This window comes from Paenibacillus sp. LBL, from assembly GCF_029893715.1.
Classification (GTDB): Bacteria; Bacillota; Bacilli; order Paenibacillales; family Paenibacillaceae; genus Paenibacillus_AQ; species Paenibacillus_AQ glucanolyticus.
The window spans coordinates 188,937-201,678 of sequence record NZ_JARXYU010000005.1 but is presented as its reverse complement, the minus strand read 5'-3'; the positions used below and the strand labels follow the sequence as shown (position 1 = coordinate 201,678).

8 protein-coding genes are annotated in these 12,742 nt (G+C 45.7%); 6 read left to right on the top strand and 2 right to left on the bottom strand.

Features of this window, described 5'->3' with window-relative positions:
• The first annotated feature begins 50 nt into the window (after nt 1-50).
• The 4 genes from M2277_RS14215 to M2277_RS14200 all read left to right on the top strand — a co-directional run bounded on the left by M2277_RS14215 (nt 51) and on the right by M2277_RS14200 (nt 4,228).
• Nucleotides 51-719: an HAD family hydrolase gene (locus M2277_RS14215; protein WP_280755009.1), complete on the top strand. Its 669-nt coding sequence runs from the start codon at nt 51-53 to the stop codon at nt 717-719.
• Nucleotides 720-1,107: 388 nt separating this feature from the next.
• Nucleotides 1,108-1,596, top strand: coding sequence for a hypothetical protein (locus M2277_RS14210; protein ID WP_280755008.1), 489 nt, complete (start codon nt 1,108-1,110; stop codon nt 1,594-1,596).
• A gap of 658 nt (nt 1,597-2,254) precedes the next feature.
• Nucleotides 2,255-2,863 carry a sugar O-acetyltransferase gene (locus M2277_RS14205; RefSeq protein WP_006209879.1) on the top strand — a complete coding sequence of 203 codons (609 nt, stop codon included), beginning with the start codon at nt 2,255-2,257 and terminating at the stop codon, nt 2,861-2,863.
• Nucleotides 2,864-3,103: 240 nt separating this feature from the next.
• Nucleotides 3,104-4,228 carry a nucleotidyltransferase domain-containing protein gene (locus tag M2277_RS14200; protein ID WP_280755007.1) on the top strand — a complete coding sequence of 375 codons (1,125 nt, stop codon included), beginning with the start codon at nt 3,104-3,106 and terminating at the stop codon, nt 4,226-4,228.
• Between the two features lie 61 nt (nt 4,229-4,289).
• Here the strand turns inward: M2277_RS14200 and M2277_RS14195 are convergent, their stop codons facing one another.
• Together M2277_RS14195 and M2277_RS14190 are read right to left on the bottom strand one after the other, a co-directional pair.
• Complete coding sequence (locus tag M2277_RS14195) at nt 4,290-5,159, bottom strand: cation diffusion facilitator family transporter (protein ID WP_063479331.1); 870 nt, start codon at nt 5,157-5,159, stop codon at nt 4,290-4,292.
• Between the two features lie 1,031 nt (nt 5,160-6,190).
• A complete protein-coding gene (locus tag M2277_RS14190) occupies nt 6,191-8,137 on the bottom strand; it encodes a GTP-binding protein (RefSeq protein WP_280755006.1) in 1,947 nt (648 codons plus the stop codon).
• A 266-nt stretch (nt 8,138-8,403) separates the two neighbouring features.
• Between M2277_RS14190 and M2277_RS14185 the strand changes: the two genes are divergently transcribed.
• Both M2277_RS14185 and M2277_RS14180 read left to right on the top strand, forming a co-directional pair.
• Nucleotides 8,404-8,844, top strand: coding sequence for a GNAT family N-acetyltransferase (locus tag M2277_RS14185; protein WP_063479333.1), 441 nt, complete (start codon nt 8,404-8,406; stop codon nt 8,842-8,844).
• 214 nt (nt 8,845-9,058) lie between these two features.
• Nucleotides 9,059-12,721, top strand: a complete 3,663-nt coding sequence (locus tag M2277_RS14180; RefSeq protein ID WP_280755005.1) for a response regulator — start codon at nt 9,059-9,061, stop codon at nt 12,719-12,721.
• Nucleotides 12,722-12,742: the final 21 nt, after the last annotated feature.

Genomic DNA, 12,742 nt, shown 5'->3' with positions numbered 1-12,742 from the left:
AGGAACGTTAGGCGAACATCACTGAAACGCATTGAAAGGCGGAAAAACATATGATTCGATCAATTATCTTTGATCTTGATGGTACTATATTAAACCGTAACAGTTCACTATATGAATTCATTGTCGATCAATATGAACGGATCATAAAGAAGGCTAAGAATATAGATAAGGAGAGCTACATTAATCGCTTTATTGAACTGGATAATCGGGGATATGTTTGGAAGGATAGGGTCTACCAGGAATTAATAAAGGAATTTGATCTGCAACTTGATTGGAATGAGTTATTAGCTGATTATAAAAATGGATTTTGTAAGTATGCTATACCATTTCCAAATACCTTTGAAATACTTGAAAAGCTCAAAGAACAAGATTACAAGCTTGGGATGATCACTAATGGATTCAGTGACTTTCAATCTAGTAATATCCACGCTCTAGGAATACAGAAGTACTTTGAGGTGATATTGATCTCTGAGGTAGAGGGCCTTAGAAAACCTGACCCAGCCATATTTCTTAGAGCAGCTGATTTGATGAAAGTATTACCTGAGGAATGTGTATATGTAGGTGATCATCCAATTAATGATGTCACTGCGAGTAAGAATGCTGGTATGAAGGGGATCTGGAAGGAAGATACTTATTATATAGATCAATTTGAATATGATGGACTAGTAAGAGATTTGCTAGAAATCGAAACAATTATAGAACAATGGAATTGCGAGTAATACAAGGAAGTAGTTATCTTCGTATAACAATGTGTTCACTCATAGGCAGTCAAACTGCCTCGGTCCCGGAAGAAAAATCGGAGAAGTGATTGCCGGGACACATCCATTCACCCAACCGCATCACGGCCGGCCGAGATCGAACAAATTTTGTGATATTCCAATTGAACTCCGCCTAACATAGTATTCACGCAGCGTCCCCTAACGGCTCCTTGGTCTGCAAGAGGTGATTCGAAGAAGTGAATCAGCAGACAATCCTGCGAGGCTAAGTGCTGCGCACCCAGTCGCTGATCGCTCTTTTAAGCCTCTCGAATAGAATGTAAGAACGTTATGTGATACCTTCAAAAAAAGATTGATATGTATAAGGGTTAAAAGACAAGGAGTGGAAATTATGTTTGAAAAAAGAAGGCATATTCATATAGGTGCAGAAGGATGGGCAGATAATGTAGAAGATGCTCAGGTGGATGTAGTCGTCACATTCCCTGATTCAACAAAATGGATTTCAAATTTCTATACCATCAAATGTATTGAATCAATTAGAAAAGATTATTTGCAAAATGGACATTGTTTAAACGGGGCATATTGGTGCGGATCTTCTCCAGTAGTCATTGTAGATAATATAAGCCGTGAAAGAATAGAACAAGTAGTTGATGAACTAATTGAGAATGCCGGATTTCAATATGTATTTGAATATTTTGGTGCAGTTCGAGAAGAAGATATTAGCCGATCCGAATACCCTGAAAATTTTTTTGATGAAGAATCTAAAATAGATTCTTCTTATGTATCTTATTATGCAAGTCAGTTGGTACAAATGTTAGAGCAATCAAGTGAAAAAGTTAGACAAACAATAATGAAAGACATATTTAGGGTGTCTCAATGAAGACGAGGATTTTGGATAACACGATATTCGCACTGCGGGCCAATTTCACCATCTGGTATGAGGAAAGTCGGAGTAAAGCTAATTGAATATCCTCGAGCCTCCTTTACAAAATGATGAAAATGACCTCATTTCAAAAAGCTGGGGAAGAATGCTGGGGTGTAACATTTAACGAAAACTTATTTGACAGATTTTCTGAAATTCTCGATTATTTATTGCCTGTAATTAAAGACAACAGAGACATCTGCACTGACTAACTGCCGGCAAACCACTCAGGCTTTCGGCCTTAAAGTCGATGAGACGTCGTGAATGTCGAAATGGCATGAGAAGTGTAAAGCTACAGATAACATAATCGATACATATAGGCCTCTTGATCTACAGAAGCTTATTCGGAGAAGCATGAGCAGCAGATAACCCTGCGAGGCTAAGTCTTCGACACGGCGCTAAAGTCGATCGAAAATGCAGAATAGACGATGAAAGGTCCGGCCAATAGAAATATGGCCGGACTTTCTTCATTGGTCATGACACCACCATAGGAAGCTGATACTGGATAACCGTGTTGAGGAGACCGCTTTATCCAGCGGATTTAAGCGCAAGCGGCTTATTTGGTACAATAGCATGGACCAACATCATTTACATAAAGGAGATTATAGAAGAAATGATGAACCATAAAGAGAGAATGCTGGCTGGTCTTCCGTATAAAGCATGGATGGATGGACTTGCTGAAGAACAATTAGCGAACAAGAAGAAGATCCGCGAATATAATCTATGTCCTCCCGAGGAGAAGGAGAGAATAGATGAGATTATGAGAAGCATTCTGGGAAAAGCCGGATCAAATCTTAATATTTTACCGCCTTTTCATTGTGACTATGGCAAAAATATTGAGGTTGGGAATAACTTTATGTCCAACTTCAATTGTACGATCCTGGATGTAGGCAAGGTGACGATTGGGGATAACGTCATGTTTGGCCCCAATGTATCCATCATCACGGCTGGACATCCGATTCATCCGGATTCTAGAAACTCAGGATATGAGTATGGGATCCCCATTACCATAGGCGACAGCGTCTGGATAGGTGCTAACGTGGTCGTTAATCCGGGTGTAACCATCGGTCATAACGTAGTCATCGGATCAGGCAGCGTGGTTACCAAAGACCTGCCGGACAACGTAATCGCTGTCGGGAATCCGTGCAGAGTCTTAAGAACGATTACGGAAGAGGACCGACCGTATTATTATAAAGATAGGAAATTCGACGTGGAAGACTACTAAAGTGCGCTAGGATCACGCTGTTGGAGGAGGTTTATCCTCCTTGCTAAGGCGTTCATAAAAGAGTGATGCACATTAGGCTCGACTAATACGCATCACTCTTTTTTACATGTCTGCTCATTTTGCTCATTGGCTTTTTATTACGGAGTGTAAAATTAAACTATACTTGAAGTTTCCCTTAAGATGTTCGAATCCGTTCTGTTATCATAGAGCAAGCCATTCGAATTTAAAGGGGGAATCCTGGTGTTACATATAATGGACGTCGCTGATACGTTGGTGGATCATATCAAAAATAATTATCCACAGGATATCGCAATTGTTGCCTATTACGGATCATACGCACAGGGCACGGCTACCAAGCGATCGGATCTGGATTTTTTCTTCATACCGGCCACGCCAAAAGGTTATCGTGCAAGTATACAGTTTGTTATGCAAGATATCAGCTTCGATTTCTGGCCGATCAGCTGGGAACGAGCCGAACGCATGGCAACCTATCAGGAAACGAACACCTCCATCATCGCGGACTCGATTCTGCTGTATTCGCGGAGCGATGAGGATCTGTCACGCTTTAAGAAGCTGCAGCAAACGATTATCGATATGCCTCAGAGCCAGCAGTCGTTTATTGATAAAGCCGAGGAACAGTTACGTGCCGTGTATCTTCATTTGTATAAGCTCGGGAAGGCGCCATGCGAGGGAAACATCACATACTACCGCAATGAAGCTCATGATGTACTAATTCAGGTGCTTTCGAGTCTGGCACTTCTCAACAGAACCTATCTCAAGAGCGGCTGGGGCAAGAACCAAAGCCAGATCATGAATTTTGCGCTAAAACCCGCCCGTTTGGAAGAACAGATGGATTACATCATGTGTGCAGATTCGGCAGAGGGCATCCGCGATGCATGCGAACATCTCGTCGAGAGTATGCTTTCGTTATTGATCGAGGAGAAAGCTGCGCTAACGGGGCAGCCCTCTTATCCGGACCGAATGAAGGGATTTTATGAAGAGTTGAAGGGGATTCTGGATAAACTCAAGACGGCCTGTGAAACTGGGAATTATCCAATCGCCTACTTCTGGTCGATTGGTGCCCAAGATGAGATCGCCCGTTTTATTTATTACGCTGAACATGGGTATTGGCCGACCTCATTAGATTCAAGTCTGAACTATCAACAGGTTTATCTCAGCAAAGGGCTGCCGGATCTGGTGTCAGTGCTGGATCCCGGCAATTTCGCTCCGCTTCACGAAGCGGTTCTATGCCTGGAATCGGGTCTGGAGAAACTCCTCATCGAGGAGGGAGTTACCATCAATCGTTATGAGACGCTGGAGCAATTTAAGCTTGATCTTGAAAAATCGCTCGAAGACGCAAAATAGACAAAACAAGGTCCGGCCAGTGTAGATACGGCCGGACCTTGTTTTGTCGTCTGTTGGAAGCTTAATTCGGTTCGATATGAACATGAACATCATAAACGCCGTGCGTTTCTTTTAACTCATGCTCCACTTGATCCGAGATATCGTGAGCAACCCGGATATCCAGATTTGATTTTACGAGAATAACGATATCGACAACTGTGTTGCTACCATAATTTCTTGCACGAATGTCTTTGACTCCCTTTACTCCATAAACCTGCTTCACCGTTTCTCTGTAACTCTTAATGATATTCTCATCGAATCCATCGGTTAAATGGTGAGAGGCATCGCGGAAGATATCCCATGCGGTTTTGCATATCAGAAAGCCGACCAGGACGGCAGTTAGCGGATCAAGCCATGGCACATGAAATTGAGCGCCAACAATACCGACAACCGTACCGATGCTGACCCAGGCATCCGAGAGGTTATCCTTGGCGGCTGCCATAACGGCTTGACTGTTTATTTTCGTTGCGAGTCGTTTGTTATAGCGATAAACCATAAACATCACAATGGCACAGAAGATACCGGTCCACGCGGATATGAGATCAGGGGACTCATGATTTCCTTCAAATACGGAAGATATGGCCCCGTACAATACTTGGATACCTACGGCCATCATAATAAAGGAAGCGATTAAGGACGCCACCGTCTCCGCTTTCCAGTGTCCGTAGGGGTGATCCCGGTCAGCCGGTTTTTGTGACAATCGAAGTCCGATCAAGACTGCAATGGAGGCCACGATGTCCGTGGCGTTATTTAATCCGTCCGCCCGCAGGGCCTCGGAGTTCGCGGTATAGCCTATGAACAGTTTGATTGCAGATAAACATATATAAGCAATGATACTGATAATGGCACCTTTTTCACCTAATTTTAAATCATTGAAACGTTGTTGCTCCACATCTAGCCGACTCCTTCCGCACGCCCCTGAATAGTACCTGACTATATTACCAAGCCGATTATGGGTGGGTCTAGAGCAACGTTTTTTCCTCTCTCTTAATAAGTGACAAGGGGCAAAAAGAGTTGCACCAGACTAAGAAAGATAGAGCGAGACTACGATGGGGCTTGAAGCGTTAATTAAGTATAACAGCTTAACAAACAACTTGGCTTGCTGGAGGTTATCGTTATTGAACGGATATGATAGGGGGATGAACCACTATGGATGAGGATCAAGATCTACTAGATCGAAGAAATAACCCAGCATAAGCTGCAGGGATGAAAGGTTGGTATTCGTGCGAAAAAGAGAGAATGGCGGTTACCTTAACATGAACTGGTGGATTATCGGACTATTGATCTTACTTACACTTGTAACCAGCTTAGACCCACAACCTCCGCGAAAAGAGAACGAGAATAGGCATAGGCATGCTTCTATTTCATGTGCCGCATATAATTATTGTGAGGAGGTATTTACGGACCAGAATATCAATAGATTCAGAAATAATTCATTGTGGATGACAAATATGGCGAAATCGTGCTTATAAATGAATCTGAACAAGAAGGTGGCTGAATTTGTACAGGGTAAGTACCGGTCCATGAAGTTCTTCATACACATACACATACACATAAACAATAAACCGCCAGTAGAAGAACTGGCGGTTTTCTTATGGGTATGGGAGGGAAAGGTGGCTTAGCGATTATTCCTCCGGGATCTGCGTTTAACGACGCGCAACATCAGTATAACGGAAAGAACCCCTATTATTGCAGGCATAGCGTCTAGCCTCCTGATATATCATGATTAAGAATCATCTTACTTCTTCATAGTATAATATTCAGATTATATGAATAATGATTGGGTTGTTCGCCGCCTTTCGTAAGTGTAGCGTGCTCGAACTTATCTTTTCGCTTATTAGATATGGAGTTAGACAGAAGAAATTCCCTTCGCTTGGGCGGAGGGAATTTTCTTCTGTGGTGTATTGTGCCTGCTTCTCTTCATTACAGGATCTTATTCAAGTGAAGCATATATTCACCGCGATTCAGCGGATTTACTTGTCGCCGTTTATTCTCAGGGATGGTGGTCTGCACCTTCACGTAGCCGCCTGGTCTAACGGAGAGCATGCCTTCACCGCTTGTCAGGGAATGGACTTCTGATTTCAGCTCGTCGGAAGTGCGCACAGGAATCGTGCCATGAAGATGAACGGCGTTGTTACGGAATTCAGGTTCCTGATACGTTCCTTCAAGTGCAGCTAACCTGGATAAAACTTTGCTTAAGCTGCTTTCCGGCAGGATGAATTGGATATCATTCATGGGCTCGTATACCTCCGTCCCGGCTTGGTTCAGCGCTTCCATAAGGACAAGCGGGGTTAAGCTGCGAAAATCCTTGGCTGTGGATACGGGACTTGCGTAACCGGTATGCGTCAGCGTCACGATGATATCCGTTACGGACCATGCGTACAGCCCTTCCTGAAGCACCTCAATGACGGTATCCTTAATCGCTTTCTGGAAGGATAGAGGAAGGGAGCCCAGCTCAACGTCCAAGCGATACTGCAGACCGGATCCCGGTTCTCCCGGTTCAACCCGCAAGCCGACGGTTGCATAGAATGGGCACTCCCCTATATATTCAACAGCTTCTCCAACACCGCAGGGTTTCTCGATGCAAATGACCCGGGGAGCTGAAAAAACAGCTTCGATGCCGTATTGCCGCTGAAGCGTCTCTACCAGAATCTCTTGCTGGACTTTGCCGAACACATGGATGATGTTTTCCTTTGTGTTTGCATCCTGAACGTACTGCAGAAATGGATCCTCAACGGTCAGATCGCTTAGTGCATTGTGCAGTTTATGTTCGTCTTCGGGTTGTTTCGTTGAGACATGGACCTGAATGGGTGGCTTCTGAAAGTGAACAACCTTCATCTTGTCAGACACGGCTCCGATAACATCGCCGACCCTTAGCTCGCTACCGATCAGGATGCCGATATCCCCTGCATCAATATGACCGGCCGGAGCGGATTTTCCATGCTGCAGAGCATGCAACTGCTTCACTTTAAGCATCGTGGTTTGTCCGTCCTGTGACGTAACCGAGATTTCATCACGGGCCTGGACTTTCCCGGCGAACAGCCGAAAATAGACATTCCGTTCCCCGTTCGGCTGTTTAATCACTTTGAACACCAAGCCGGATAGCGGCTCATGATTCAGCTCAGACGGGTCGTTAACCGGGAAAAAGTCGTTCAGTGCCGCTAGCAGCGACTCCATGCCAATGCCTTTGGCGGCGGAGCCTGCAAACAGGGGATAAGCTTTACCTTGCCGGGTTTGCTTGCGCAATTCTTCCTTCAGCCGTTGGCTGGACACAGGAACATCCTGAGCGTAATCTTGCAGCAGCTCGTCGTTAAGCAGCGCCAAGATCTCCAGCCAACCTGAGTTATGGGGATCTGCCATGTTTACGTGAGCGGATGTGCTGCCTTCATCATCAACACGGCTCATTTCACAAATATGTTCATCCAGCAGATTCCGCAGCATGGTACGAACTCGGTTGTAGTCCGCACCCATTCGGTCGATTTTGTTCATGAACAGTAGGGTAGGGATACCTTGTTCCTTCAAACTCTGTTTAAGCACCCGGGTTTGGGCCTGTACACCTTCAACGGCGGAAATAACCAGAATGACGCCATCCAGAACACTTAAGGAATGCTCGACCTCCGAGATGAAATCCGCATGCCCCGGCGTATCGATGAGATTGACTTTAAGATCACCCAGCGTGAACGATACCGCCGCGGATTTAATCGTAATTCCCCGTCTTCGCTCAATTTCGAGGGAATCGGTGGTTGTATTGCCCTGATCGACCGAGCCAGCCTGCTCAATGATACCGGATCGGTAGAGAATTTGCTCTGTTAGTGTGGTTTTACCGGCGTCAACATGGGCCAGAACCCCAATATTCAATATTTTCTGCATATAGTATAACCCTCATTCGTTTCATGTTTTGTAGTCCTTTCGATTGGGTATGGTTTTTGAATTGCCGCATAGATAAACGCCTCCATTTAAATAAAGTTAACTTTAGTTTATCCGTCGCGGCATGTTCGGAATATGGAACAAACGCTTATAATTATTAATTATCTTGTTTTGAAGCGCTCTATTTGGATTTACATATTTAATACCGTGAAAAATAGCTCGCATTGGATTAGGATAGAGGCATAAACCATATTGAAGGGGTCTTGCACTTGATAACACTTCATGTCATAGATAAAGATAATTGGGAGGATTGCATCCGTCTCAAACCCAAGCCGGAACAAGAGAAATGGATTGCACCTAATCTATACTCGATAGCCGAGGCACAATTTATGGAAGGATTCGAAACCAGGGCGATCTATCATGATGATGAGATGATTGGTTTTGTCATGTACGGTCCTCATTCTTGCGATGATAACTACTGGATATACCGGTTTATGATCGACGGCAGGTTTCAAGGGCAGCATTATGCCAAACCTGCGATTCGGCTCGTTCTTGATGAGATTCGAAAGGCTTCGGACCGAACAGACCATGTGATGTTATGTTATAAACCCGAGAATGAGCGGGCCAAAACGATATACACCCAAATGGGGTTCCAGGAAGCGGGTTATGCTCCGTGGGGAGATGCGATGGCCAAATATAGTTATATATAAGCCCCCTATGTAATCTAGACATCATCATAGAAACTATCGTAAACTTAAACGTGAGTGATAGAGACATTATCATATCAAGCTTCGAGTACGACATGTGCCAGAAGTATCCGTAATTACGCCAAGTCCTTTTTTCGATGAAAGGGTTCGGCGTATTCTTCTTTATGGTTTGGTTCCTCAAAAAAGGATGGATGCCGGGGAAAGGGAAGTGAAAAACGTGTTACATAATATGAGGCTTAACATAGGATCAAAGATTGTGCTTGGTTATTTGATCATCGTTATTTTTCTGGGAGCTTCCATCTTTGTTCTCAGCGATCGAATTTCATCTCTTGAGAAAGAGATTGATTTTATCGTGGAGCATGATATTGAAGTTCACAATTTGACGAATCAGATTGAAAAACATGTGCTCGATATGGAGACAGGACAGAGAGGTTTTGCCCTTACCGGGGATGACCGATACTTAATACCCTATACAGACGGACAGGCCAATTGGCAGAAGGATTTTTCCAATCTCCATGAGTTAATAGCCGATAATCCCGATCAGCAGAATCGTTTGGAGGAGATCAAGGCCAACATCGAAGAATGGATTGATACCGCTGGAGAGACCGTTGTTGCTATGAAAAAAGCGAATGACAACGAAGGAGTCCTTCAATTCTTCATGGAGGACCCGGGTAAAAAAATCGTTGATCAAATGCGGTCACAGCTGGCAGATTTCCGCAGCACGGAGAAAAGTCTGACACAGAAGCGCGTAGATGAGCTCGATCAAAAAAACGCGGACTTCAAAAACGTGCTTTATATTGTTCTGGCATTGGTCATTGTTCTCTCCATTACAGTTGGCGTGGTGATTTCGAAGTCTATCGTGAACACGATCCGGGAAGTGGTCCATGCGATTTCGGACATTGCGTCTTCCGAAGGCAATTTACGCTCCAAGCGTATTGTGGTTCGAACCAAGGATGAGGTCAGGGATTTGGGTGAAGCCACCAACCGGCTGCTCGAAAATCACGAGAGACAAAGCTGGCTCCAGACCAGTACCGGTGATGTAGCTATCTCGTATCAAGGCATCAGCCATATCAACCCGCTTGCCGAGGCCTTCATTACCAAAATGGCACATCTGGTCAACGCCTCCTATGGTGTTTTTTACCTGCGGAAGGGTGACAAGCTTCATAAGACGGCTTCATTCGCTGCTTCAGGCACCGATATGGGCGCCTCGGTATTCAATATGGGTGAGGGTATGGTCGGTCAATGCGCCGTTGAGAAAAGAACCATCGTCATGGAAGCGATTCCTGATGATCATGTGAAAATAACGACCGGTCTCGGGCAATCTGCCCCGCGCAGCATTCTCATTTTTCCTGTTGAATATGAAGGAGAGCTTGAAGGAGAGCTTGAAGGGGTTATTGAACTTGCTTCGCTAGAAGCCTTTACTCCAATACAATTGAAGCTGGTAGATCAGGCAAGGAGTACGCTGGGCATTGCGATGAATAACGTTCTTGCCCAGATGGAAGTCAAGCGTCTGCTGGAGGAGTCTCAGGCGATGTCCGAGGAACTTCAGGTGCAAACGGAAGAGCTGAAGGCACAATCGGATGAGCTGCTGTCACAGCAAGATGAGATGAAGGCGTCCAACGAGGCCTTGAAACTATCCGAAGAACGGCTGCAGCGTCAGCAAGAAGAGCTGGAGAAGAACAATATGGAGCTGAGCAACCGTACGGAGCAAGTGGAAGCGCATATGCGCAAGATTGAAGAAATCAAAGACGAGATTGAGAAGCAGAACTTCATGCTGGAGAAACAGGCTTCCGACCTGCAGTCTGCATCGAAATATAAATCGGAGTTCTTGGCGAATATGTCCCATGAGCTCAGGACGCCGCTGAACAGTTTATTGATCTTGTCCGAAATTCTGATGGGGAACAAGGAAGGGAACCTGAATGAGAAGCAGGTGGATTTCGCGCGAACGATTCACTCTTCGGGCAATGATCTGCTGCATCTGATTGATGATATTCTCGACCTGTCGAAGGTAGAGGCGGGACAGATGAAGGTTGAGTTGGAGCCTGTTATTCTCGAAGAGATTAAGGAAACCCTGCAGCGCAGCTTCGAGCCGCTTGCGGCGAAAAAAGGCATTGAGTTCCATATCGAGATGGAGCAGGGTCTGCCTCATTCGTTACATACCGATGTACAGCGCGTGCAGCAGATTCTGAAGAACTTGTTATCCAATGCTTTCAAATTTACCAGCCAGGGCTCTGTAACATTGCAGGTAACCCGTACGAATCATCAACAGCCTTTCAGTGAAATGAGTCAAGGGGGATGGACTGCATTCTCCGTGACCGATACGGGCATCGGCATATCGATGGATAAAAAGGATGTCATCTTCCAGGCGTTCCAGCAGGCGGATGGATCCACTAGCCGCAAATACGGCGGCACGGGACTTGGGCTTACAATCAGCCGCGAGCTGGCCGGATTGATTGGCGGATACATTGATTTTAAAAGCCAGGAAGGCACAGGCAGCACCTTCACGCTATATGTGCCGGAAACCCCGGTTCTACCAGAGGCATCAGGTATTCAGGAAGCCGCCGCTGCCCATGAAGCCGTTATCCCGGGCGTACCCTCATCTTCTTCGTCTTCGGAAGAGGTTCTGGCAACGGATATTGAATTATCCGATCCCGATCTGTTGACCGTCTCCGAAATGGAGGATGACCGGGAACATATTAAGCCTGGCGACCGGATCTTATTAATCATTGAGGATGATATCCATTTTGCGAAAATACTGCTGGATATCGTTCGCGCACATAAATTTAAAGGGATTGTTGCGCTGAAAGGGGACCGGGGCTTGGCGCTTGCGCATGCCTATAAACCGGATGCCATTATGCTTGATATTCAGCTGCCTGTCATCGATGGCTGGACCATACTCGAGCGGCTGAAGCAGCAGCCGGATTTGCGCCACATTCCGGTGCATGTCATTTCCGTGGTTGATGAGCCGCAGCAGGGCTTAAGCATGGGGGCAATGGCCTACCTGAAAAAACCGGCCAACAAGAATCAGATTGAGGGAGCTTTGGCTCATATCGAAACCTTTGTGGATCGTGATCTCAAGCGGCTGCTGATTGTTGAAGACGATGTTATTCTGCGCAGCAGCATGGTAGAGCTGATTGGCCATGATGATGTCATCATAACGGCCGTTTCCACGGGGGCGGAAGCACTGCGCGAGCTGGGGCGGGAGCATTTTGACTGCATGGTACTGGATTTGGGTCTGGCTGACATTACGGGCTTCGAGCTGCTGGACCGCATTCGGCAGACCAAGCATCTTCAGCAGCTGCCGATTATTATTTATACGGGTAAAGAACTGGATATGAAGGAAGAAATCGAACTGAAGAAATATGCGGAGAGCATCATCATTAAGAACGTGAAATCGCAGGAACGGCTGTTTGACGAGACGGCGTTGTTCCTGCACCGGGTAGAGGCCAATTTACCGGAAGATCGACGCAATCTATTGCGTAAGCTGTATAACAATGAAGATGCGTTCGAAGGAAAACGGATTCTGCTGGTGGAGGACGATATCCGTAATATTTTCTCGCTGGTCAGTGTGCTGGAATCCTATAAACTGAACGTGGTTTTCACAGAAAACGGGCGGGAAGCGCTTGAGATGCTCCAGAAGGATCACAATTTTGATCTGGTGCTGATGGATATCATGATGCCGGAAATGGACGGTTATGAGACGATGAAGGCGATTCGAGAGATCCCGCAATTCGACAAGCTGCCGATTATCGCCCTGACGGCGAAGGCCATGAAGGAAGACCGTCAGCGCTGCATTGATGCGGGTGCTTCCGATTACATCACCAAACCGATTGATGTCGAGAAGCTGCTGTCCTTGCTGAAGGTATGGCTTTACACATAGAGGAGGCAGAAGATTATTCTC